We start from the raw sequence: 23,763 nt of genomic DNA on the forward strand, positions 1-23,763 counted from the left end.
CCCCACCCAGCTCCATCCCTCGTACGGATCTTCGAGGAGTCGCACCATGTCCAGCGCAACCGTCAACGCGTGGCCCGAGGCTGACGGTGAGCCCACCGGTCTCCGGGCGCGTTTCCGCGCCTGGCGGCGCTCCCGGCCGTTCTGGGGTGGCCTGCTGGCCATGATCGCCGGCCTGCCGATCCTGTACTTCCCCTACGCGCACCTGTCGTTCAACGGCATGACGGTGGCGATGTCGACCACCGCCGGCGCCGGCTCGATGCTGATCGGCCTGCTGATGGTCGCGCTCGGCCTGACCGCGTGGTTCCAGCCGCTGGTCCGGGTGTTCTGCGGTGTCGCGACCACCATCCTGGCGCTGATCTCCATCCCGGTGTCCAACCTGGGCGGCTTCGGCCTGGGCCTGATCACCGGCCTGATCGCCGGTGGCCTGCTCTGTGCCTGGGCGCCGCTGAAGCCGGAGGCCGTCCCGGTCGAGGCGCAGGCCGCCGAGGTGCCGGAGGCCGACGCCCAGCTGGCCGCCATCATGGCCGCCGCCCCGCCGGTCGAGCAGACCGCCGTCGAGCGGACCGTCGAGCAGCCCGCCGTCGAGCAGGCGTCGCAGCCCGCCGCCGCGCAGGCCGTCGACCCGGGGGAGCAGAAGTGACCGACCGAGACGAGCCGTCGGTGCCGGGCCCCCGGCACGCGGCGCCGAAGGCGGGCGTCCGCAGCCGGCTGCGCGGCCGGGCGATGGCGATAGCCGCGGTGCCCACCGCACTGCTGGTCGGTGCCGCCTACGCGCCGACCCTGGCGATGGCCGACACCCCGGCGGGGAAGGCCTGCGCGTCCACCCCGGACGCGGTGCTGGAGGAGACCCCGGTCCCCAAGAGCGAGATCAAGGTCCTTCCGGACTCGGGCACCGGCACCAAGAGCACCGGCACCAAGAGCACGGGCACCGGCACCTCGGGCAGCACGACGAAGACCGCCGCCCAGGGCTCGGCCGCCGCCGTCCCGGCCCTGTTCACCACGCCGAACGAGCCGGTTGCCACGGGCGTCCAGCAGGTCGGCCTGATCGACGACCTGTTCAACGACATCTTCCACCCGGGCGGCACCGCGACCCCGAGCCCGTCGGCCAGCCCGTCGGCCGGCCCGGCGACCACGTCGAAGCCCGCCCCGGCCACCCCCGCGCCGTCCGCCTCCGCCTCGGCGTCGGCCTCGCCCTCCGCGGGCAAGGGCGGCTCCACCGCGCCGGGCACGGCGTCCGCCGCCCCGACCGCGGGCGGCAGCGCCCCGGCGGCCGCCGGCAAGGCGGCCGCGTCGCCGTCGCCGTCGCCGTCCGCCTCGGCCTCGGTCGGCCCGAACTGCCTGGTCTCCACCAAGGGCCTGGCCGCCGCGGCCGCGCCCGGCGACCACGTGGTGCCGGAGCAGAACTGGGTGCTGCACTCCTCGCGCCTCGCGCTGCACGGCTCGGTCTTCAACGGCGTCTACGACGTGAAGACGCCGACCGGCACCAAGCGGGTGCTGAAGTTCACCACCGCCTCGGTGGACATCGAGAACCTCGACATGTCGACGATCGAGGTCCCCGGCAAGACCTTCCACGTGAAGAGCCGCGCGGGCTCGACCTCGACCATGCGCAGCGGCCCGATCACCATGTACGTGGAGAGCCTGTCGGGCCACCTCTCGGCGATCTACGGCCTGCCGATCCCGATCGACCTGGGGGAGATCACGCTCACCCCGGACACCCTGCCCAAGTGGCTGTGGGACCTGATCGGCACCGTCCCGATCCCGCTGGACATCACGCTGGACGACGCCAAGGCCGTCCAGGCCGGCCAGTTCGGCGGCACGCTGAAGATCCCGGGCATGCGCCTGTTCAACGACGACGCGCCCTACGACGGCTGACCGGCCCGGCCGGTCGGTGACGACGTGAGGAGGCCCCCCGACCGGTCACGGTCGGGGGGCCTCCTCACGTGTACGGGGTCAGCCCTCGGAGCGGGTGCCCAGGTGGTGCACCTGCACCATGTTGGTGTTGCCGGGGACGCCGGGCGGGGAGCCGGCCGTGACGATGACGGTGTTGCCCTCGTCGAGGCGGTTCATCCGCAGCAGCTCCCGGTCGACCTGCGCGACCATCTCGTCGGTGGTCTCGACCTGCTCGGTGACGTAGGCCTCGACGCCCCAGCTCAGCGAGAGCTGGTTGCGGGTGGCCGCGTCCGGGGTGAACGCGATCACCGGGATCGGCGAGCGGTAGCGGGACAGGCGGCGGGCGGTGTCACCGGACTTGGTGAACGCGACCAGCGCCTGGCCGTTGAGGAAGTCGCCCAGCTCGCACGCGGCGCGGGCGATGGAGCCGCCCTGGGTGCGCGGCTTGCGGCCCGGGTTGAGCGGCTGGAGGCCCTGCGAGAGCAGCTCCTCCTCGGCCTTCTCGGCGATCCTGCTCATGGTCTTGACGGTCTCGACCGGGTACTTGCCCACGCTGGACTCGGCGGAGAGCATGACCGCGTCGGTGCCGTCCAGGATGGCGTTGGCGACGTCGGAGACCTCGGCGCGGGTCGGACGCGAGGCGTGGATCATCGACTCCATCATCTGGGTGGCGACGATGACCGGCTTGGCGTTGCGGCGGGCGAGGGTGATCAGCTGCTTCTGGACCAGCGGCACCTTCTCCAGCGGGTACTCGACCGCGAGGTCGCCGCGGGCCACCATGATCGCGTCGAAGGCGAGGACGATCTCCTCCATCGCCTCGACGGCCTGCGGCTTCTCGATCTTGGCGATGACCGGGACGCGGATGCCGACCTCGTCCATCACCTTGTGCACGTCGTCGATGTCCGCGGCGTTGCGGACGAAGGACAGCGCGACCATGTCGACGCCCAGGCGGAGCGCGAAGCGCAGGTCGTCCTTGTCCTTCTCGGAGAGCGCGGGGACGTTGACCGCCGCGCCGGGCAGGTTGATGCCCTTGTTGTTCGAGAGCACGCCGCCCTCGACCACCACGGTCTTCACCCGCGGGCCGTCGACGCTGACGACCTCCAGGGCGATGACGCCGTCGTTGATCAGGATCGGGTCGCCGGGCTTCACGTCGCCGGGCAGGCCCTTGTAGGTGGTGCCGCAGATGTGCTGGTCCCCGGGCACATCCTCGGTGGTGATGGTGAACGTGTCGCCGTTGTCGACGGTCACCGGACCGTTGGCGAAGGTCGCCAGACGGATCTTCGGGCCCTGCAGGTCGGCCAGGACACCGATGGTCCGGCCGGTGTCCGCGGAGACCTGGCGGACCTTGCGGTACCGCTCCTCGTGCTCGGGGTGGGAGCCGTGGCTCATGTTCAGTCGGGCGACGTTCATGCCCGCCTCGACGATGGCCTTCAGCTGTTCATAGGAGTCCGTGGCAGGACCCAGGGTGCAGACAATTTTCGCTCGGCGCATATCCGTCAGTCTATCCGTTCGTGTTATCGGTACATTCGACTCGAATCGCCAGATATCGCCAACGAACATTCCGAGGGGTGGGATACTGACGAGTAGTCATTTACGGCTGATGGACCAGCGCGAACGCCTGCTGGGCGATCTCCAGCTCCTCGTCGGTCGGCACCACGGCCACCGCCACCCTGGCGTACGCCGGGGAGATCATCCGGGCCTCGCCGGAGCGGACCGAATTGAGCTCCGGATCGACCGCGATCCCGAGCTCCTCCAAGCCGGCGCACGCGGCCGCGCGCACCGGCGCGGCGTTCTCGCCCACGCCCGCCGTGAACGCGACCGCGTCCACCCGGCCGAGCACCGCGTAGTAGGCGCCGAGGTACTTCCGCAGCCGGTGCACGTAGGCGTCGAAGGCCAGCCCCGCGTCGGCGTCGCCCTCGTCGGCGCGGCGCATGATCTCGCGCATGTCGTTGTCCCCGCACAGGCCGAGCAGGCCGCTGCGGCGGTTCAGCAGGCTGTCGATCTCATCGACCGTCAGCCCGCCCACCCGGTGCAGGTGGAACACCAGGCCGGGGTCCACGTCGCCGGAGCGGGTGCCCATCACCAGGCCCTCCAGCGGGGTCAGGCCCATCGAGGTCTCCACGCAGACCCCGCCGGCCACCGCCGAGGCGGACGCCCCGTTGCCCAGGTGCAGCACGATCACGTTCACCTCGGCCGGGTCCTTGCCCAGCAGCCGGGCGGTGGCCCGCGAGACGTACTGGTGGGAGGTGCCGTGGAAGCCGTACCGGCGCACCCGGTGCGCGTCGGCGGTCTCCCGGTCGATCGCGTACCGGGCCGCGTGCTCGGGCAGCGTCGCGTGGAAGGCGGTGTCGAAGACCGCCACCTGCGGAAGGTCGGGACGCAGCGCGCGGGCCACCTCGATGCCGGTGATGTTGGCCGGATTGTGCAGCGGCGCCACCGGGATCAGCCGGCGGACCTCGGCCAGCACCTCGTCGGTGATCAGGGTGGGAGCGGTGAACCGCTGCCCGCCGTGCACCACCCGGTGGCCGATCGCGGCCAGCGCCGGGGAGTCCAGGCCCACCCCGTCGGCGGCGAGCTCGCCGGCCACCGCCTTCAGCGCGGCCGCGTGGTCCGGGAAGGCCTCGAAGCTCTCCCGCCGCTCCCCGCTGCGCGGGGTGTGGGCCAGCCGCCCGCCCGACTCGCCGATCCGCTCCACCAGGCCGGCCGCCAGCCGCGACCCGTCCAGCATGTCGATCAGCTGGTACTTGACCGAGGACGAGCCCGCGTTCAGGACCAGGACGTGCGTGCCTTCACTCACAGCTCGGCTCCTTCGGAGGCGTCCAGCCCCTGGGCCTGGACGGCGGTGATCGCGACGGTGTTGACGATGTCCTCGACCAGGGCGCCGCGGGAGAGGTCGTTGACCGGCTTGCGCAGGCCCTGCAGCACCGGGCCGACCGCGACGGCACCGGCCGAGCGCTGCACCGCCTTGTAGGTGTTGTTGCCGGTGTTCAGGTCCGGGAAGATCAGCACCGTCGCCCGGCCGGCCACCGGGGAGCCGGGCAGCTTGGTGGCGGCGACGTGCGCGTCCACCGCCGCGTCGTACTGGATCGGGCCCTCGACCAGCAGGTCCGGGCGCAGCTCGCGGACCAGCTCGGTCGCCTTGCGGACCTTGTCGACGTCCGCACCGGAGCCGGAGGTGCCGGTGGAGTAGGAGAGCATCGCGATCCGGGGCTCGACGCCGAAGCGGGCGGCGGTGGCGGCGGACTGGATGGCGATGTCGGCCAGCTGCTGGGCGTCCGGGTCCGGGTTGACCGCGCAGTCGCCGTACACCAGGACCCTGTCGGCCAGGCACATGAAGAAGACCGAGGAGACGATCGCCGCGCCCGGGGAGGTCTTGATCACCTCGAACGCCGGGCGGATCGTCGCCGCGGTGGAGTGCACCGCGCCGGAGACCATGCCGTCGGCGATGCCCTCCTGCACCATCAGGGTGCCGAAGTAGGAGACGTCGGTGACCACGTCCAGCGCCCGCTCCACGGTCATGCCCTTGTGGGCGCGCAGCTTGGCGTAGAGCTCGGCGAACTGCTGGCGCAGCGGGCTCTCGGCCGGGTCGACGATCCGGACCCGGGCGCGGTCGGCGTCCCCGTCCGGGCCGGGCAGCGCGATGCCGGCCGCGGCCGCCTTGCGCCGGACCGCCGCCGGGTCGCCGAGCAGGGTCAGGTCGCAGATGTTGCGGCGCAGCAGGATCTCGGCGGCGCGCAGCACCCGCTCCTCGGTGCCCTCGGGCAGCACGATGTGCTTGCGGCGGCCGCGGGCCCGCTCCAGCAGCTCGTGCTCGAACATCATCGGGGTGGTCCGCTCCGTCCGGACCAGCTCGATCCGCCTGGTCAACTCGGCCGTGTCCACGTGGAGTTCGAACAGGCCGAGGGCGATCTCGGCCTTCCGCGGGGAGCTCGGGCCGATCCGGCCCTCCAGGTGGGTGAGGGTCGCGGCGGTCGGCCAGCTGCCCTCCGGGACCACCGCCACCGGGGTGCCGGGGGCGAGCCGGGCGGCCAGCGCCATCACGTTCGGGCCCGGGTGCTGGCCGAGGGTCAGCAGCACGCCGGCGATCGGCGGGGCGCCGGCCGCGTGCGCGGCGAGCGAGCCGATCACCAGGTCCGCGCGGTCCCCCGGGGTGACCACCAGCGCGCCCTCGGTCAGGGCGGTCAGGAAGGTCGGCAGCATCGCGCCGCCGAAGACGAAGGAGCGGACGTCCCGGGCCAGGCCGGCCGCGTCGCCCAGCAGCACCTCGGCGCCGGTCGCCTCGACCAGCTGGGCCACCGTGGGGGCGGCCAGCGCCAGCTCCTCGGGGATCACGTAGACCGGGACCGGGAGCTTCTCGCTGAGGGTGCGCTGCACCTGCTGCTTGGCGGCGGGCGCCACCCGGTTGGCGATCACCGCGAGGGTGGAGCAGCCGAGGTCGGTGTACGCGCGGTGGGCGTTGCGAACCTCGGCGATCACCGCCTGCGGGTCCTCGTCCTGGCCGCCCACCACCGGGAGGACCCAGGCGCCGAACTCGTTCGCCAGCCGGGCGTTGAAGGCGAGTTCGTCGGGGATGTTGGTGCCGGCGAAGTCCGTGCCCAGCACCAGCACCGCCTGGCACCGGCGCTCCAGCGCGCGGAACCGGTCGACCAGCGCGGAGACCAACTCGTCCTGCCCCTGGGCGGCCTGCAGGGCGGCCGCCTCCTCGTAGGTCAGGCCGTACAGCTCGGTGGACGGGACATCCAGGCGGTAGCGGGTGCGCAGCAGCTCGACGACGTGGTCGGAGCCGGCCTCGCCGGGGGCGTGCGCGTGCACCAGCGGGCGGAACACCCCGACCCGGTCCACCTGGCGGGTGAGCAGTTCCATGACCCCGAGCTCGACGGCCTGCCGGCCGTCCCCCCGGTCGATCCCGGTCACGTACACGCTGCGCGCCACGTGGGTGTCTCCCATCCCGTCGTCCCAGGTGCTGGTCAATTCGACCATACCTTCGCATTCGGGACTGCCGTACGCACTCAGGTGAACCCGATGGGGGCAAGGGACGAAGGTCACTCGCCCCCGGGCGGTCAGTCCTGTCCGGCGGGGCGCAGCCAGAGGGTGGCGAGCGGCGGGAGGAGCAGCTCGGTGGACCGCGGCTGGCCGTTCCACGGGGTGGCTTCGGCCTTGACGGGGTGGGAGTTGCCGAGGCCGCTGCCGCCGTAGGCCTCGGCGTCGGTGTTGAGCGCCTCCTCCCACAGCTGCTCGGCGCCGTCGAGCTGGGGCAGGCCGATCCGGAAGTTGTGCCGGACGACGGGGGAGAAGTTGCAGACCGCGACCAGCGGGGTGCCGTCGGCGGCGTACCGGACGAAGGAGAGCACGTTGTCCTCCGCCGCGCCGCCGTCCAGCCAGCGGAAGCCGGCCGGGACGGTGTCCTGCTCGTACAGGGCCGGGGTGCTCCGGTAGACCCGGTTGAGGTCGCCGACCAGTTCGCGCACGCCGCGGTGGTCGGCGGCGGCCGGCCAGGCGTCGTCGAGCACCCACCACTGCGGGCCGTGCTCGTGGTCCCATTCGGCTCCCTGGGCGAACTCCTGCCCCATGAAGAGCAGTTGCTTGCCAGGGTGGGACCACATGAAGCCGAGGTAGGCGCGGTGGTTGGCCCGCTGCTGCCACCAGTCGCCGGGCATCTTGGAGACCAGCGCGCCCTTGCCGTGCACCACCTCGTCGTGCGAGATCGGCAGCACGTAGTTCTCCGAGTAGGCGTACACCATGGAGAAGGTGATGTCGTTGTGGTGGAACTTGCGGTGCACCGGCTCCTTGGACATGTAGACCAGCGAGTCGTGCATCCAGCCCATGTTCCACTTCAGGCCGAAGCCCAGGCCGCCGGTGTCGGTGGGGCGCGTGACGCCCTCCCAGGCGGTGGACTCCTCGGCGATGGTCACCACGCCCGGGCAGCGGCGGTAGACGGTGGCGTTCATCTCCTGCAGGAAGGAGGCGGCGTCCAGGTTCTCCCGACCGCCGTACTGGTTGGGCGTCCAGGCGCCGCCCTCGCGGGAGTAGTCGAGGTAGAGCATGGACGCCACCGCGTCCACCCGCAGGCCGTCGACGTGGAACTCCTCGCACCAGTAGACCGCGTTGGCGACCAGGAAGTTGCGCACCTCGGTGCGGCCGTAGTCGAACTCCAGGGTGCCCCAGTCGGGGTGCTCGGCGCGCAGCGGGTCGGCCGGCTCGTAGAGCGGCTCGCCGTCGAAGCGGGCCAGCGCGAAGTCGTCCTTCGGGAAGTGCGCGGGCACCCAGTCGACGATCACGCCGATGCCGTGCCGGTGCAGGGTGTCCACCAGGTGCTTGAAGTCGTCCGGCGACCCCAGCCGGGCGGTGGGGGCGTAGAAGCCGGAGACCTGGTAGCCCCAGGAGCCGCCGAAGGGGTGCTCCATCACCGGCATGAACTCCACGTGGGTGAAGCCCAGCCCGGCCAGGTAGCCGGGCAGCACCTCGGCGATCTCGCGGTAGCTGGTGAGGTCCGGCCGCCAGGAGGCCAGGTGCAGCTCGTAGACCGACATCGGCGCGCGGTGGTGCACGGTGCGGGCCCGCTCGGCCATCCAGGAGTCGTCGCCCCAGGTGTAGTCCGAGCTCGTCACCACCGAGGCGGTCTCCGGCGGGACCTGGGTGGCGCGGGCCAGCGGGTCGGCCTTCTTCAGGACCCAGCCCTGGCGGGTGTGGACCTCGTACTTGTAGACGGCGCCGGCGGCCAGGCCGGGGACGAACAGCTCCCAGATGCCGGAGGAGCCGAGCGAGCGCATCGGGTGCCCGGTGCCGTCCCAGTGGTTGAAGTCGCCGATCAGCCGGACGCCGGCCGCGTTGGGCGCCCAGACGGCGAAGGAGACGCCGGGGATCCCGTCGACCGTCCGGACGTGCGAGCCCAGCGCCCGCCAGAGCTGCTCGTGGCGGCCCTCGGCGATCAGGTGGAGGTCCAGCTCGCCCAGGGTGGGGGCGATCCGGTAGCCGTCCTCCTGGAGCAGCGGCTCGGCCCCGGGGTAGTGGACCCGCAGCCGGTACGCCGGGAACTCCCGCCCGGCCAGCAGGCCGGTGAACAGGCCGCCGTGCTGGTGGGTCAGCTCGGCCGGCCCCTGCTCGGTCTCGATCACGATCCGCTCGGCGAACGGCCGCAGCACCCGGATCGCGGTGCCCTCCGTGGTGAGGTGGGCGCCGAGCAGGGCGTGCGGGTCGTGGTGGCCGCCGGAGACGAGGCGGTCGACCTCGCCGGGCGGCAGCGGCGCCTCGGGGAGGCGGAGGACCGCGCCCGGCGCCGCCTCGGCCCGCCGCGGCGCCGCGGGCTCCCGCCGCCGGGTCGCCCGGGCGGGCGCCGGTTGTCCGGCACCGTCGTTCAGGAAGGTGGCGGGCACGCGGGTCGAGCGGTCGCGCTTGGGGCCGAGCGGTGTCACGGCGGGTCCTCCGGGAGGGGGTGTGTCGAGGGTTCGTCAGACAGTCAGGGCCAGGCGGTTGATGGCGGCCAGCGGGATGGGGAGCCAGCTGGGCCGGTGCCGGGCCTCGTAGACGACCTCGTACACCGCCTTGTCGATCTCCAGGGCGCGCATCAGCTCCGGCGTGGCGGCCGGGTCGGTGCCGCCGCCCGCCGTGTAGCCGGCGCAGTAGGCGGCCCGGTTGCGGGCCGCCCAGGCGGAGGCCAGGTGGGCGAGTTCCGGATCCGGGCCGGGGGCGCCGGCCAGCAGGTGGGCGGCCGCGTAGTCGAAGGAGCGCAGCATCGCGGCGACGTCGCGCAGCGCGGGCTGCGGCAGCCTGCGCTCGGCGAGCGGCTTGGCGGGCTCGCCCTCGAAGTCGAGCAGCACCCAGCCCTGCGGGGTCCGCATGGCCTGGCCCAGGTGCAGGTCGCCGTGGATCCGCTGGACCTGCAGGCCCTCCAGGTGGTCGGCGGTGAGCTGCTGGAAGGCGCCCCGCAGCGCCGAGCGGTAGCGCAGCAGGCCGGGGACGACGCCGACCGCGGAGTCCAGCCGGTCCTCCATCGCCTCGACCAGGCGGCCGATCGCGGCGCGGTCCAGGCGGGCGGTGGGCATGGTGCGGGCCAGCACCCGGTGCACCTCGGCGGTGGCCCGGCCGAGCCGGTGCGCCTCGATCGCGAAGTTGCCGGGGGAGGGGTCGCCCTTGAGTCGGGCCACCTGGTCCAGGGCCAGCTCCCAGCCGTCCTCGGCGTCCGGGAGGTAGCGCTGGAGCAGGCCGAGAGTGGCCGGTTCGGACCGCTCCAGCCGGCACTCGAACCAGGCGGCGACCCGGGGGATGCGGGTCGAGCCGGCCCGGGAGAGGGCGAGCGAGAGCTCCAGGTCCGGGTTGGTGCCGGGGCTGATCCGGCGGAAGAGCTTGAGGATGAGGGAGGTGTCGTAGATGACCGAGGAGTTCGACTGCTCGGCGGTGGAGGCCCGGCCGGGGATGTTGCTGGGCAGGCCGGAACCGGGGGTGCGCCGGAAGGAGAGCGAGCCGAAGCGGTCGCCGGTGGCCAGGTGCTCCAGCAGCCGGCCGGTCAGCTCGGGGTCGTGCACCGCGTCGTAGAGCGTCGCGCCGTCGTAGGTGCCGCCGTCCAGTCGGCCGAGCACCGCGCCCGGGCCGATCCCGGTGGGCGGCTGCGAACGGATGCCGAGGAGCAGCTGGTAGACGTCGCCCGAGGCGGCCGCGCCGCCGCCGTGTTCGACCCGCAGCAGCAGGTGCAGCAGGGCCGGGTCACCGACCTGGAGCGGCGTGCCGACCACCGGGGTCAGCCCGCTGATCGCCCGTCCCTTGCCGGCGTACCAGCGCTGGGTGGGGAGCCAGGCGGAGATCAGCGGCAGGGCGGCCTGGACGAGCTCGCTGACCCCCGCGGCGGTTCTCCGGACCCCGGTGCCCGGGCGCGTCCCGACGGCCGCGGGGGCCCCCTCGGACGGCTCACGGTGCACGTGGGCTTGAGAACGGGAGGTTTCGGACATGACTCCCTTTCCCCGGAAGCGGGCCCAGTGCCCGACGGTCGTGGCCGGGCCCGTCAGTCTTCCGGATTTCGGCGGCGCGGACGGCGACGGCACGCGAGCGCGGCTCGGGTGTCACGCCTTCGTGTGGGTGGCCGTTGGGCTGTTCTGCGTACGCGGTGGTGCAGAGACCTCCGGGGGTGCGGAGTTGCGGCTCGCGCGCCCCCTTGCGCGCCCCCGGAGGTGGGTGCCCGGACAGGGCCTGGCGGTCGTTGCTGACGGATCGTTACTTCGTAGACCTACCGGTCCGTGTTCACTTGCCGTTCTTGCGCAGCTGGAACCAGTAGAAGCCGTGGCCGGCCAGCGTGAGCAGGTACGGCCACTCGCCGATGGAGGGGAAGCGGACGCCGCCGATCAGCTCGACCGGGTACCGCCCCCCGTACTGCCGCAGGTCCAGTTCGGTCGGCTGCGCGAACCGCGAGAAGTTGTTCACGCACATGACCAGGTCACCCTCGTACTCGCGCACGAAGGCCAGCACCGCGGGGTTGCTGGAGGGCAGCTCGGTGTAGCTGCCGAGGCCGAACGCCGGATTGAGCTTGCGGATCTCGATCATGCGACGCGTCCAGTGCAGCAGCGAGCTCGAACTGCTCTGCTGCGCTTCGACGTTGGTCACCTGATAGCCGTACACCGGATCCATGATGGGCGGCAGACTGAGCCTGCCCGGGTCGGCGGAGGAGAAACCCGCGTTGCGGTCGGGCGTCCACTGCATCGGGGTGCGGACGCCGTCCCGGTCGCCCAGCCAGATGTTGTCGCCCATGCCGATCTCGTCGCCGTAGTACAGCACCGGCGAACCGGGCAGCGAGAGCAGCAGGGCGGTGAACAGCTCGGTCTGGTTGCGGTCGTTCTCCAGCAGCGGCGCGAGCCGGCGGCGGATGCCCACGTTGGCCCGCATCCGCGGGTCCTTCGCGTACTCCGCGTACATGTAGTCGCGCTCCTCGTCGGTGACCATCTCCAGGGTCAGCTCGTCGTGGTTGCGCAGGAAGATGCCCCACTGGCAGCCGGAGGGGATCGCCGGGGTCTTGGCCAGGATCTCCGAGACCGGGTAGCGCGACTCCCGCCGGACCGCCATGAAGATCCGCGGCATCACCGGGAAGTGGAACGCCATGTGGCACTCGTCGCCGCCCGAGGCGAAGTCGCCGAAGTAGTCGACCACGTCCTCCGGCCACTGGTTGGCCTCGGCCAGCAGCACGGTGTCCGGGTAGTTGGCGTCGATCTCCTTGCGCAGCCGCCGGAGGAACTCGTGCGTCTCCGGCAGGTTCTCGCAGTTCGTCCCCTCGCGGGCGTAGAGGTACGGCACCGCGTCCAGCCGGAAGCCGTCGATGCCGAGGTCCAGCCAGAACCGCAGGGCCGCGATCACCTCCTCCTGGACCAGCGGGTTGTCGTAGTTGAGGTCCGGCTGGTGCGAGAAGAACCGGTGCCAGTAGTACTGCTTGCGGACCGGGTCGTACGTCCAGTTGGAGGTCTCGGTGTCGACGAAGATGATGCGCGCGTCCGGGTACTGCTTGTCGTCGTCCGCCCACATGTAGAAGTCGCCGTACGGCCCGTCCGGATCCGTCCGCGAGGACTGGAACCACGGGTGCTGGTCACTGGTGTGGTTGACCACGAAGTCGATGATCACCCGCATGCCCCGGGCGTGGGCCGCGTCGACGAACTCCACGAAGTCCGCCAGGTCGCCGAACTCCGGCAGCACCGACTTGTAGTCCGCCACGTCGTAGCCGCCGTCCCGCAGCGGCGAGGCCATGAACGGGGGGAGCCAGAGGCAGTCCACGCCCAGCCACTGCAGGTAGTCCAGCTTCGAGGTGAGCCCCCTGAGGTCACCGATCCCGTCGCCGTTGCTGTCCTGGAAGGACCGCACCAGCACCTCGTAGAAGACCGCGCGTTTGAACCACTCCGGGTCCCGGTCTCGGCTGGGCGTGTCGGCGAAGGTGTCCGGGACGGGCTCGTTGACTGTCACTGAGGGTTCCTCCGAACCGTGAGGAGGTGAGCCGGCTCGGCGGATGGGTCGAGCCGGACGTAGTTGTGCCGGCCCCAGGTGTAGGTGGCGCCGGTGAGCTCGTCGTGCACCGTCAGCGGACCCTCGAACCCCTCGAGCGTGACGGTGGCCTCCCGGACGTGGTGCGGGTCCAGGTTGACCACGGTGATCACGGTGTCCTCGTGGCCCTCCTCGGTGAGCGCGCTCTTCGAGAAGGCGAGGACGTGCTCGCTGTCCGTGGGGTGGAAGCGCAGGTCCCGCAGCTGCTGGAGCGCGGGGTGCCGGCGGCGCAGTCGGTTCAGGGCGGTGAGCAGCGGGGCCAGGGTGTCGGTCCTGGTCCAGTCGCGCGGGCGCAGCTCGTACTTCTCGGAGTCCAGGAACTCCTCCGAGCCGGGGTGCGCGGGCTCGTTCTCGCACAGTTCGTAGCCCGCGTAGATGCCGTAGCTCGGGGAGAGCGTGGCCGCGAGCACCGCGCGGACGGCGAACGCCGCCCGGCCGCCGGTCTGCAGGTACTCGTGCAGGATGTCCGGGGTGGTGGGGAAGAAGTTCGGCCGCATGTAGGCGGCGGCCTCGCCGGTGAGCTCCGTCAGGTACTCGGTGAGCTCGGCCTTGTCGTTGCGCCAGGTGAAGTAGGTGTAGGACTGGTGGAAGCCGATCTTCCCCAGGGTGTGCATCATCGCGGGCCGGGTGAAGGCCTCGGCGAGGAAGACCACGTCGGGGTCGGTGCGGGCGATGTCGGAGAGCACCCGCTCCCAGAAGCTGACCGGCTTGGTGTGCGGGTTGTCCACGCGGAAGATCCGCACGCCGTGCGCCATCCAGTGCCGCAGGATCCGGACCGTCTCCTTGACCAGGCCGTCGAAGTCCTGGTCGAAGTTGATCGGGTAGATGTCCTGGTACTTCTTCGGCGGGTTCTCGGCGTGGGCGATGGTGCCGTCGGGGCGGTGGGTGAACCACTCGGGGTGCTTGTTGACCCACGGGTGGTCCGGCGAGCACTGGAGGGCGAAGTCGAGCGCGACCTCCAGGTTGAGCGCGGTGGCCTCGGCGACGAAGTGGTCGAAGTCCTCGATGGTGCCGAGGTCCGGGTGGACGGCGTCGTGGCCGCCCTCGGGGGAGCCGATCGCCCACGGCGAGCCGACGTCGTGCGGGCCGGCGGTCAGGGAGTTGTTGGGGCCCTTGCGGTAGGCCCGGCCGATCGGGTGGATCGGCGGCAGGTAGACCACGTCGAAGCCCATCGCGGCGACCGCGGGCAGCCGCTCGGCGGCGGTGCGCAGCGTCCCGGAGACCGGGGCGGACGCGCCGGACGGGTCCACCACCGCGCCCTCGGAGCGCGGGAAGAACTCGTACCAGGCGCCGTACAGCGCGCGCCGGCGGTCCACCTGGAGCGGCAGCGGGCGGGTGGCGGAGACCAGCTCGCGCAGCGGGTAGCGGGCCAGCAGCGTCAGCACCTCGGGGGCCAGCGCGGCCGCGTACCGGCTGAGCGGCGGCAGGCCCGGGTCGCGCAGCGCGTCCACCGCGGCCAGCACGTGGTGGCGGCCCTCCTTCTTCGGCACCCCGCCCGCGGCGCGCTCCAGCAGGGCCGCGCCCTCCTCCAGCACCAGCGCGGTGTCGATGCCGGCCGGCAGCTTCACCGCGGCGGTCTTCCGCCAGGTGGCGACCGGGTCGCTCCACGCCTCCACCAGGTACGACCAGCGGCCCGACGCGGTCGGCGTGACGTACGCGCCCCAGCGGTCGCTGCCCTCGGACAGCTCCCGCATCGGGGTCCAGGGGCCGCTGCGGCCGCGCGGGTCGCGCAGGACCACGTTCGCGTTGACCGCGTCGTGGCCCTCGCGGAAGACGGTGGCGGAGACCAGGAAGCGTTCGCCGACCACGGCCTTGGCCGGACGGCGTCCGGCGTCGACGAGGGGGGTGACGTCCAGGACGGGGATGCGGCCGATCACGGTGTCGCTCTCTGTCGTCTTGCGGGTGGTGCTCTTGCGGGGGGTGGCCTTGCGGGGTGCGGACTTGCCGGCCTCGGGCGAGCCGGTGGCGCCGGCGGTGCCCGCCGCCGTCCGGCGCGGTGCGGCGGCCTTGCGCGGGGTGGCTGCTTTGCGCGGTGCGGCGGCCTTGCGCGGGGTGGCTGCTTTGCGCGGTGCCGCGGCCTTGCGCGGGGCCGGGAGTGGTGGCTCCACGGCGGTTGACGGTGTGTCGGTCCCGTCCGTCGGCAAGGTGGTGGACTGGTCCCGCGTGTCGCCGTGCATGCCAAGCTCCTGCCCGAGATCGGCGGCAGCTCCCACCGACCGCGTGCCGGGGGAGTACCGGGAGGACTGCTGGGTGAGGAAGGACGCGCGTCCGGAGCGTGCCCGTGCCGGCGGACCCGACCACCTGCCCGACGGCCGGCGGCCGCGGCTCCGGCCCCCGAGCGTGCGCGCACACCGGGGCTCTGGTCGAGGCCGAGGGTCTCGACCGGCGCGCGTCACTCAGGATGCGCCCCGGAGTGACCCAACCCACCCGAAAACGATCGGGTCGGGGTGGAGGACACGCGGAAGCGCACCAGCTGGAGCCGAATGGGCTAAGGGGGATGAGGGTTCGTCAACGAGGCATGCTTCGGGCGCCGGGCAGCGAGGGGCGCCTTCCGGTTCGCACTCCCCGCGGCACCAACGACCTTTGTGCATCCTTGCACCACCGGCAAGACCTGCGTACGGGTAAGCGTCTCATTTCGGACGGTGGTCAGAGGTGAATCAGACACCGGAAATGCCACCGTCTCGAAGTGTTCATGCGCCCAGGGCGCACCCATTGCCGTGTGCGCGCCCCCAATGCGCCCCTGTTCGCCCCAGCGCGCCTGAAACGATCTCACCAATGCGCCGAACGGGTGCGCACTACGGCAACTGACGCCCACTCGGGCACATTCCGGCGGTTACGCTTCACGCCGTGAAGGCCATCCGCAGATTCACCGTCCGCACCGTCCTGCCCGAAGAACTGCAGCCGCTGCACGAGCTGGCGCTGAACCTCCGCTGGTCCTGGCACCCGGAGACGAGGGAGCTCTTCCGCTCCGTCGACCCCGAGGTGTGGGCCGCGGTCGGGGAGGACCCGGTCCGGTTGCTCGGCGAGGTCCCGGCGGCCCGGCTGGCCGCCCTGGCCACCGACCGGCGCTTCCTGCGCCGGCTCGGCGACCTCGCCGACGAGCTGCGCGACTACCTGTCCGGACCCCGCTGGTACCAGTCGGCCCGGAGCGGCGACGCGGCCGGCGAGCTGCCCGCCGCCATCGCCTACTTCTCGCCCGAGTACGGCATCGCCGCCGCGCTCCCGCAGTACTCCGGCGGCCTCGGCATCCTGGCCGGCGACCACCTCAAGTCCGCCTCCGACCTCGGCGTCCCGCTGATCGGCGTCGGCCTCTTCTACCGGCACGGCTACTTCCGGCAGTCGCTCTCCCGGGACGGCTGGCAGCAGGAGCGCTACCCGCTGCTCGACCCCGACGAGCTGGCCGTCACCCTGCTCCGCGAGCCGGACGGCACCCCCTGCCGGGTCGACCTCGCGCTGCCCGGCGGCCGGCAGCTCGCCGCCCAGATCTGGCGCGCCCAGGTCGGCCGGGTTCCGCTGCTGCTGCTCGACTCCGACATCGAGGCCAACAGCGCGGCCGAGCGCAACGTCACCGACCGGCTCTACGGCGGCGGCAGCGAGCACCGGCTGCTGCAGGAAATACTGCTGGGCATCGGCGGCGTGCGCGCCGTCCGCACCTACTGCCGGCTGACCGCCCACCCGGAGCCGGAGGTGTTCCACACCAACGAGGGCCACGCCGGGTTCCTCGGCCTGGAGCGGATCAGCGAGCTGGTCACCGCGCAGGACGGGCTGGGCTTCGCCGCCGCCCTGGAGGCCGTCCGGGCCGGCACGCTGTTCACCACCCACACCCCCGTCCCGGCCGGCATCGACCGCTTCGACCGGGAGCTGGTCGCCCGCCACTTCGGTGGGGACGCGGCGCTCCCGGGCGTGCCGGTCGACCAGGTGCTCGCCCTCGGCGCCGAGAGCTGGCAGGGCGGCGACCCCAAGCTGTTCAACATGGCCGCGATGGGCCTGCGCCTCGCCCAGCGCGCCAACGGCGTCTCCACCCTGCACGGCTCGGTCAGCCGCGAGATGTTCAGCGGCCTGTGGCCGGGCTTCGACCCGGAGGAGGTGCCGATCACCTCCGTCACCAACGGCGTCCACGCGCCGACCTGGATCGACCCCGCCGTGGTGCGGGTCGGCGCGACCGTGCTCGGGCACGAGCGGGCCGAGGACGCCATCACCGTCGGCGAGGCCAAGCGCTGGAGCGAGCTGGAGAAGATCGGCAACCCGGAGATCTGGGAACTGCGGCGCGCGCTGCGCGCCCAGCTGGTCGACGAGGCCCGGCTCCGGCTGAAGGCCTCCTGGCAGCAGCGCGGCGCCGGCGAGGCCGAGCTCGGCTGGGTCGGCTCGGTGCTCGACCCGGACGTGCTCACCATCGGCTTCGCCCGGCGGGTGCCCTCGTACAAGCGGCTGACCCTGATGCTGCGCGACCCCGCTCGGCTGAAGGCCCTGCTGCTGCACCCCACCTCACCGGTGCAGATCGTGGTCGCCGGCAAGGCCCACCCGGCCGACGACGGCGGCAAGCGGCTGATCCAGAAGCTGGTCGCGTTCGCCGACGACCCCGCGGTGCGGCACCGGATCGTCTTCCTGCCGGACTACGACATGGCGATGGCCAAGGCCCTCTACCCCGGCTGCGACGTCTGGCTGAACAACCCGCTGCGGCCGCTGGAGGCCTGCGGCACGTCGGGGATGAAGGCCGCCCTCAACGGCTGCCTCAACCTCTCCATCCTCGACGGCTGGTGGGACGAGTGGTACGACGGCCAGAACGGCTGGGCCATCCCCACCGCCGACGGCGACGAGAGCCGGCTCGACCCCGACAGCCCCGAGGCCGTGCGGCGGGACGACATCGAGGCCGCCGCCCTGTACGACCTGATCGAGCACCAGGTCGCCGCCCGGTTCTACGACCGCGGCGCGGACGGGCTGCCGCACCGGTGGATCTCCATGGTCCGCCACACCCTGGTCACCCTCGGGCCCAAGGTGCTGGCCGGCCGGATGGTCCGCGAGTACGTCGAGCGGCTGTACGCCCCGGCGGCGGACGCCGAGCGCGAGCTGGCCGCGGCGGACTACGAGGGCGCGCGGACGCTCGCCGAGTGGAAGGCCCGGGTCCGGGACGGGTGGCCCGCGGTGCGGGTCGAGCACGTCGAGGCGGACGGGCCCGGCGAGGCGCAGGAGGTCGGGACGGCGCTCGCGCTGCGGGTCCAGGTCGCGCTCGGCACCCTGCAGCCGGAGGACGTCGAGGTCCAGGTCGTCTCCGGACGGGTCGACGAGGCGGACGGCATCTCGGACGCGGCGGTGCTCGCGCTGAAGCCGGCCGGCGGGCCCGACCTGGACGGGCGGATCAAGTACGAGGGCCTGCTGGAGCTGGCCCGGACCGGCCCGTTCGGCTACACCGTCCGGGTGCTGCCCGACCACCCGCTGCTCGCCTCCCCGGCGGAGCTCGGCCTGGTCGCCCTCCCGGCGGAGGCGGCGGGGATGGACAGCGGCATGCTGCGCTGACGCGCAGCGACGGGGAGCGCACCGCCTCCGGGTGGTGCGCTCCCCGGCCGTTCACTGCTTCCAGGTGTGCCAGAGGTCCGCGTACGGGCCCTCTGCGGCGAGCAGTTCGTCGTGGGTGCCGAGCTCGGTGAGACGGCCGGACTGCATGACCGCGACGCGGTCGGCGTCGTGCGCGGTGTGCAGCCGGTGCGCGACGGCGATCACGGTGCGGCCGTCCAGGACGGCGGCCAGGGCGCGTTCGGTGGCGCGCGCGGTGCGCGGGTCGAGCAGCGCGGTGGCCTCGTCGAGGATCAGCGTGTGCGGGTCGGCGAGCACGACCCGGGCCAGGGCGAGCTGCTGGGCGTGGGCGCCGTCGAGGTGGTGGCCGCCGGCGCCGAGTTCGGTGTCGAGGCCGTCGGGGAGCTCCAGCTGCCAGCCGACGGCGTCGAGCGCGGCGGTCAGGGTGGCGTCGTCGGCGTCCGGTGCGGCGATCCGCAGGTTGTCGCGGAGGGTGCCGAGGAAGACGTGGTGCTCCTGGGTGACCAGGACGACCTGGCGGCGGAGGCGTTCGGGGCCGAGGTCGGCGACCGGCGTGCCGCCGACGGTGACGGCGCCGTCGCGGGGGCGGTCCATGCCGGCGAGCAGCCGGGCGAGGGTGGTCTTGCCGGAGCCGGACGGTCCGACGACGGCGAGGCGCTCACCGGGGCGGACGGTCAGGTCGACGCCGTGCAGCACGTCGTCGCGGCCCTCGTACGCGTACCGGACCGCGCTGACCTCGATCCGGTCGTCGGCCGGTTCGCCGCCGTCGGCGGGGGAGCCGGCCGGAAGGCCGGCGAGCCCCTCGACGCGGGCGTAGGAGGCGCCGCTGGACTGGAGCTGCTCGATCCAGACCACGACGGTGTCGAGCGGGTTCTCCAGCTGGCGGACGTACAGCGCGGCGGCGACGGCGGCGCCGAGGGTGACCATCCCGTGGGCGTGCAGGAAGGCACCGGCGAGCAGCACCACGACCACCGGGACGGTGTACGAGACGCTGACGATCGGGAAGAAGACGTTCCGCAGGAAGAGGGTGCGTTCCCGGGTGCGGCGGCAGTCCTCGACGGCGGCCTCACCGGTGGCGGTGCGGCGCGCCTGGAGGCCGAGCGCCTCGACGGTGCGGGCGCCGGAGGCGGTGGCGGCGATGACCTCGGCGAGGGTGGAGGTGGCGGCGCCCTCGGCGAGGTAGGCCGTGCGGGCGCGGCGCAGGTACCAGCGGGCGCCGAGCCAGATGCCGGCCATGCCGACGGCGCCGCAGGCGCCGAGCAGCGGCTGGACGGTGAGCAGGGCGCCGACGATCAGCAGGATCTGGACCAGGGCGATGAAGACGTCGGGGGCCGCGTCGCGCAGCGCGGTGCCGACGGCGGCGACGTCGGTGGTGCCGCGGGTGGTGAGGTCGCCGGTGCCCGCGCGTTCGACGGTGGCGGGGGGCAGGGCGAGGGCGCGGTCGACGAACTGCTCGCGGATCCGGGCGGAGGTGCGCTCGCCGAAGCGGTGGGCGGCGTAACGGGCCTGACGGCCCAGCAGCAACTGGGCGAGGGCGGCGGCCAGGATGGCGAGGGCGAGCCGGTCGACGGCGGCGGCGCCGGCCCCGGCGGTGACCCGGTCGATGATCCGGCCGAGCAGCCAGGGGCCGACCAGCCCGGCGAGCGCGGCGAGCGCGTTGAGGGCGAGGAGCCAGGTGAAGCCGCGCAGGTCGCGCCGGATCAGGGCGAGGGTGGCGCGGCGGACGGCGGCGGGTCCGGCGACGGGCAGGTCGGTCATCGGACGGTCTCCTCGGCGGTCCGCGGCGCGGGCAGGTCGGTCGCGGGCAGGTCGGCCGCGGCGCCGGCGGGTTCCGCGTCGGCGGGTTCGGCGTCGTCGCGGGTGACCAGGGCCCGGTAGCCGGGGTGGGCGCGCAGCAGGTCGCGGTGGCGGCCGGTGGCGACGACCTTGCCGTCGACCAGGTGGGCGACGGTGTCGGCGCGGTCGAGCAGCAGCGGGGAGACGCCGGTGAGCAGGGTGGTCCGGCCGGTGCGGGCGGCGCGCAGACCGGCGGCCATGGCGGCCTCGGTGTGGGCGTCGACGGCGGAGGTCGGTTCGACGGCGAGCAGGATGTCGGGCTCGGCGGCGAGCGCGCGGGCCAGCCGCAGGCGCTGGCGCTGGCCGCCCGAGAGGTTGCGGCCCTCGGCGTCGATCCGGGAGTCCAGGCCGTCGGGCAGGCCGCGCAGCACGTCGAGGGCGGCGGCCGCGTCCAGCGCGGCGAGCAGGGCCTCGTCGGTGGGTCGGCGGCGGCCGGAGAGCACCTCGCGCAGGGTACCGGCGAAGACCGCGGCCTCGTTGTCGGCGACCAGGATCCGCTCCCGGACGGCGGGCAGCGCGACGGTGTCGAGGCGGTGGCCGCCCCACTCGGCGGCGGACGGTGCGAAGCGGGCGAGCCGGTCGACCACGGCGGCGCTGTCCTCGGGACGGGCGCAGGCGAGCACGGTGAGCCCGCCGGGGGCGAGCTCCAGGCCGGACTCGGGGTCGCGCAGGACGGCGGGCGACTCGGGCGCCGGGCGGCCGTCGGGGGTGGTGCCGGGGTCGAGCCCGAGGAAGCGGACCACCCGGCCGGCGGCGACCAGGCCGCGGCTGATGTCCTGTCCGCTCTCGATCAGGAACTGCACCGGGACGACCAGCACCGCGACGTAGCCGTAGACGGCGACCAGTTCGCCGACGGTGATCTCGCCGCCCGCGGCCATCCGGGCGGCCAGCCAGGTGACGGCGGCGAGGAACAGGGTGGGCAGGCCGACGCCGAAGGACTGCAGCCAGCTGGTGACCGCGCCGACCCGGTAGCCGTCGGTGAGCAGCCCCTGGGAGTCGCGGCGGTAGCGCGCGGCGTAGGTCTCCTTGCCGCCGAGGCCGCTCAGCACCCGCAGCCCGCCGACCATGTCCTCGAAGCGGGCGGCCAGCCGGCCCTGGCGTTCGCGGTAGCTGGACTCCGCCCCGCGCAGCCGGCCGAGCAGCGGCCCGACCAGGACCACCATCAGCGGGACGCCCAGCAGCACGACGGTGGCCAGCAGCGGGGAGATGGCCAGCAGCAGCCAGGCCACGGCGGCCAGGGCCACGACCGAGCCGACGCCCGGGCCGACGAAGGTCAGGGTGCGGGCGATCTGGCCGACGTCGCCGATGCCGATGGTGACCACCTCGCCGGAGGTGACCAGCCGGGGCAGTGCGGCGCCCAGCCGGACCGACTGGCGGATCACCACCCGGACGGTGCGGAAGGTGGCGTCCATCCGGATCCGGGTCATGGTGCGGTGGCGCAGCATGCTGATCCAGGCGTTGACCACCCCGCAGGCCAGGATCACCGCGGCCCAGCCGACCACCCGGCCAGGCCGGTCGGCGCGCAGGCCCTCGTCGATCGCGCGGGAGAGCAGGTACGGCTGCAGGGTGAGCATCAGCATCCACGTGGTGCCGAGGATGCCACCGGCCGCCACCCGCCCCTTCTGGCTGCGGGTCAGCCACCAGAGGTAGCGGGCGGGGCCGCGGGTGTCCGGGGTCCCCGGTTCGTTCCGATCGTCCACGCAGCGCACCCTAGCCGTCCCGGCACTTGGCAGGCTCCCGCATTTCCCTTATCGTCACCCTGACGTTAATCGAGGAGGGGTCATGTCGTTCGACTGGACCGAACTGCTGGGCTTCGCCACCGGCGCGGCGTGCGTCGCACTGACCGTCCGGGCGAGCGTCTGGAACTTCCCGGTCGGCATCGCCAACTGCCTGTTCTTCCTGGTGCTCTTCACCGGTGCCCAGCTGTACGCCGACGCCGCGCTGCAGATCGTCTTCCTGGCGCTCGGCGCGCACGGCTGGTGGCAGTGGCTGCGCGGCGGGGAACGGCACGGCCGGCGGGAGATCCGCTCCGCCGGCCCGCGCACCGTCGCGCTGACGGCCGCGCTGCTGGTCCCGGTGACCGCGGGCCTGACCCTGGTGCTGGCCCGCGCCGGCGACAGCGCACCGTTCTGGGACGCGCTCACCACCGCGCTCTCGCTCGCCGCCCAGTGGCTGCTGAACACCAAGCGCATCGAGACCTGGTGGTTCTGGATCGCCGCCGACCTGGTCTACGTCCCGCTCTACCTCGCCAAGGGCCTCTACCTGACCGGCGCGGTCTACGTGCTGTTCCTCGCGATGTGCCTGGCCGGCCTGCGGGCCTGGCAGCGCGAACGGACCGACCTCGGCCGGATGGCGGTGGCGGGCGCATGAGCCGCTTCGGGCACGGGCTGGTGATCGGCAAGTTCTACCCGCCGCACGCCGGGCACCACTTCCTGATCCGCAGCGCCGCCGACGCCTGCGAGCGGGTCACCGTGGTGGTGATGGCCGCCGACGTGGAGTCGATACCGCTGGCCGCGCGGCTGGCGTGGATCCGCGAGGCGTGGGCCGCCGAGCCCCGGGTACGGGTGGTCGGCACCGTGGACAACCTGGAGGTCGACTACGACAGCGAGGAGGTCTGGGCCGGACACGTCGCCCTGATGCGGGACGCGGTGCGGGCGGCGGGGCCGGCGGGGGAGCCGCCGGTCGACGCGGTGTTCAGCTCCGAGCCGTACGGGGTCGAGCTGGCCCGCCGCTTCGGCGCCGCGCCGGTGGTGCTCGACCGGCCCCGGGACACCTTCCCGGTCTCCGGGACGAAGGTGCGGGCCGACCCGGTCGCGCACTGGGCCGACCTGGAGCCGCCGGTCCGCGCCTGGCTGACCCGCCGGGTGGTGGTGCTGGGCGCCGAGTCCACCGGGACGACCACGCTCTCCCGCGACCTCGCCGAGGCGCTGCGCGCCCGCGGCGGCCCGCACGGCCCGACCGGCTGGGTGCCCGAGTACGGGCGGGAACTGACCGTGGCCAAGCTCGCCGTCGCCCGCGCGCTCGCCCCGGCCGACGGACCCGGGCCGACCGTCTTCGACCTGGAGTGGGGCGACCCGGACTTCGCCCTGGTGGCCCGGCGGCAGACCGAGGCCGAGGAGAGGGCCGCCCGTTCCGGCGGGCCGGTGCTGGTCTGCGACACCGACGCGCTGGCCACCACCGTCTGGCAGGAGCGGTACGTCGGCGCGGTCACCCCCGAGGTGCGGGAGCTGGCCGCGGCGATGCCCGCGCGGGCGCTGTACCTGCTCACCTCGGAGGTGGGCGTCGCGTTCGAGGACGACGGCCTGCGCGACGGCGAGCACCTGCGGGCCTGGATGAACGGCCGCTTCCGCGAGGTGCTGGCCGCCCAGCCGGTCCCCTGGATCGAGGTGACCGGCAGCCGCGAGGAGCGACTCGCCACCGCCCTGGCCGCGGTCGACCGCCTGCTGGCGGAGGGCCCGGGCCTGGCCGACCCCCTCGGGTGAACGCCCCTGTCGG

General features: G+C 73.3%; 14 protein-coding genes. 5 read left to right on the forward strand and 9 right to left on the reverse strand.

Features of this window, described 5'->3' with window-relative positions:
- The first annotated feature begins 46 nt into the window (after window positions 1–46).
- Together ABEB06_RS24370 and ABEB06_RS24375 are read left to right on the forward strand one after the other, a co-directional pair.
- Window positions 47–640 carry a DUF6114 domain-containing protein gene (locus ABEB06_RS24370; RefSeq protein WP_345699022.1) on the forward strand — a complete coding sequence of 198 codons (594 nt, stop codon included), beginning with the start codon at window positions 47–49 and terminating at the stop codon, window positions 638–640.
- Window positions 637–1,872, forward strand: coding sequence for a hypothetical protein (locus tag ABEB06_RS24375; protein ID WP_345699023.1), 1,236 nt, complete (start codon window positions 637–639; stop codon window positions 1,870–1,872). Before ABEB06_RS24370 ends, ABEB06_RS24375 begins: the two co-directional genes overlap by 4 nt.
- 78 nt (window positions 1,873–1,950) lie before the next feature.
- Here ABEB06_RS24375 and pyk read toward each other — a convergent pair whose 3' ends face one another.
- From pyk to ABEB06_RS24410, 7 genes are all read right to left on the reverse strand, one after another.
- On the reverse strand, window positions 1,951–3,381 hold the full coding sequence (gene pyk / locus ABEB06_RS24380; RefSeq protein WP_345699024.1) for a pyruvate kinase: 1,431 nt from the start codon (window positions 3,379–3,381) through the stop codon (window positions 1,951–1,953).
- Between the two features lie 100 nt (window positions 3,382–3,481).
- Window positions 3,482–4,687, reverse strand: a complete 1,206-nt coding sequence (locus tag ABEB06_RS24385) for an acetate kinase (protein ID WP_345699025.1) — start codon at window positions 4,685–4,687, stop codon at window positions 3,482–3,484.
- Complete coding sequence (gene pta, locus ABEB06_RS24390; protein WP_345701969.1) at window positions 4,684–6,822, reverse strand: phosphate acetyltransferase; 2,139 nt, start codon at window positions 6,820–6,822, stop codon at window positions 4,684–4,686. The genes ABEB06_RS24385 and pta overlap by 4 nt, the downstream gene beginning before the upstream one ends.
- Before the next feature lie 128 nt (window positions 6,823–6,950).
- Complete coding sequence (glgB, locus tag ABEB06_RS24395; RefSeq protein ID WP_345699026.1) at window positions 6,951–9,302, reverse strand: 1,4-alpha-glucan branching protein GlgB; 2,352 nt, start codon at window positions 9,300–9,302, stop codon at window positions 6,951–6,953.
- 36 nt (window positions 9,303–9,338) lie between these two features.
- Window positions 9,339–10,832 carry a maltokinase N-terminal cap-like domain-containing protein gene (locus tag ABEB06_RS24400; protein ID WP_345699027.1) on the reverse strand — a complete coding sequence of 498 codons (1,494 nt, stop codon included), beginning with the start codon at window positions 10,830–10,832 and terminating at the stop codon, window positions 9,339–9,341.
- A 289-nt stretch (window positions 10,833–11,121) separates the two neighbouring features.
- Window positions 11,122–12,822 (reverse strand): maltose alpha-D-glucosyltransferase, encoded by a 1,701-nt coding sequence (treS, locus tag ABEB06_RS24405; RefSeq protein ID WP_345699028.1) that lies wholly within the window; start codon window positions 12,820–12,822, stop codon window positions 11,122–11,124.
- Window positions 12,819–14,777: an alpha-1,4-glucan--maltose-1-phosphate maltosyltransferase gene (locus ABEB06_RS24410; RefSeq protein WP_345701970.1), complete on the reverse strand. Its 1,959-nt coding sequence runs from the start codon at window positions 14,775–14,777 to the stop codon at window positions 12,819–12,821. Before ABEB06_RS24410 ends, treS begins: the two co-directional genes overlap by 4 nt.
- Before the next feature lie 970 nt (window positions 14,778–15,747).
- On the opposite strand from ABEB06_RS24410, the gene glgP reads away from it, so the two are divergent.
- Window positions 15,748–18,414: an alpha-glucan family phosphorylase gene (gene glgP / locus ABEB06_RS24415; protein ID WP_345699029.1), complete on the forward strand. Its 2,667-nt coding sequence runs from the start codon at window positions 15,748–15,750 to the stop codon at window positions 18,412–18,414.
- Window positions 18,415–18,465: 51 nt separating this feature from the next.
- Here glgP and ABEB06_RS24420 read toward each other — a convergent pair whose 3' ends face one another.
- The gene (locus ABEB06_RS24420; protein ID WP_345699030.1) at window positions 18,466–20,190 is read right to left on the reverse strand and encodes an ABC transporter ATP-binding protein; all 1,725 of its coding nucleotides are present in this window, start codon (window positions 20,188–20,190) and stop codon (window positions 18,466–18,468) included.
- Complete coding sequence (locus tag ABEB06_RS24425; protein WP_345699031.1) at window positions 20,187–21,968, reverse strand: ABC transporter transmembrane domain-containing protein; 1,782 nt, start codon at window positions 21,966–21,968, stop codon at window positions 20,187–20,189. Before ABEB06_RS24425 ends, ABEB06_RS24420 begins: the two co-directional genes overlap by 4 nt.
- 82 nt (window positions 21,969–22,050) lie before the next feature.
- On the opposite strand from ABEB06_RS24425, the gene pnuC reads away from it, so the two are divergent.
- Both pnuC and ABEB06_RS24435 read left to right on the forward strand, forming a co-directional pair.
- On the forward strand, window positions 22,051–22,638 hold the full coding sequence (pnuC, locus tag ABEB06_RS24430; RefSeq protein WP_345699032.1) for a nicotinamide riboside transporter PnuC: 588 nt from the start codon (window positions 22,051–22,053) through the stop codon (window positions 22,636–22,638).
- A complete protein-coding gene (locus ABEB06_RS24435) occupies window positions 22,635–23,750 on the forward strand; it encodes an AAA family ATPase (RefSeq protein WP_345699033.1) in 1,116 nt (371 codons plus the stop codon). The genes pnuC and ABEB06_RS24435 overlap by 4 nt, the downstream gene beginning before the upstream one ends.
- Window positions 23,751–23,763 lie beyond the last annotated feature (13 nt).

Source organism: Kitasatospora terrestris (assembly GCF_039542905.1).
In the GTDB taxonomy this organism is placed as follows: domain Bacteria; phylum Actinomycetota; class Actinomycetes; order Streptomycetales; family Streptomycetaceae; genus Kitasatospora; species Kitasatospora terrestris.

Excerpts from the sequence above, each read along its gene's own strand:
- ABEB06_RS24420 (WP_345699030.1), bottom strand. The coding sequence starts at position 20,190 with ATGACCGACCTGCCCGTCGCCGGACCCGCCGCCGTCCGCCGCGCCACC.
- ABEB06_RS24400 (WP_345699027.1), bottom strand. The coding sequence starts at position 10,832 with ATGTCCGAAACCTCCCGTTCTCAAGCCCACGTGCACCGTGAGCCGTCC.
- ABEB06_RS24435 (WP_345699033.1), top strand. The coding sequence starts at position 22,635 with ATGAGCCGCTTCGGGCACGGGCTGGTGATCGGCAAGTTCTACCCGCCG.
- pyk (WP_345699024.1), bottom strand. The coding sequence starts at position 3,381 with ATGCGCCGAGCGAAAATTGTCTGCACCCTGGGTCCTGCCACGGACTCC.
- ABEB06_RS24370 (WP_345699022.1), top strand. The coding sequence starts at position 47 with ATGTCCAGCGCAACCGTCAACGCGTGGCCCGAGGCTGACGGTGAGCCC.
- pnuC (WP_345699032.1), top strand. The coding sequence starts at position 22,051 with ATGTCGTTCGACTGGACCGAACTGCTGGGCTTCGCCACCGGCGCGGCG.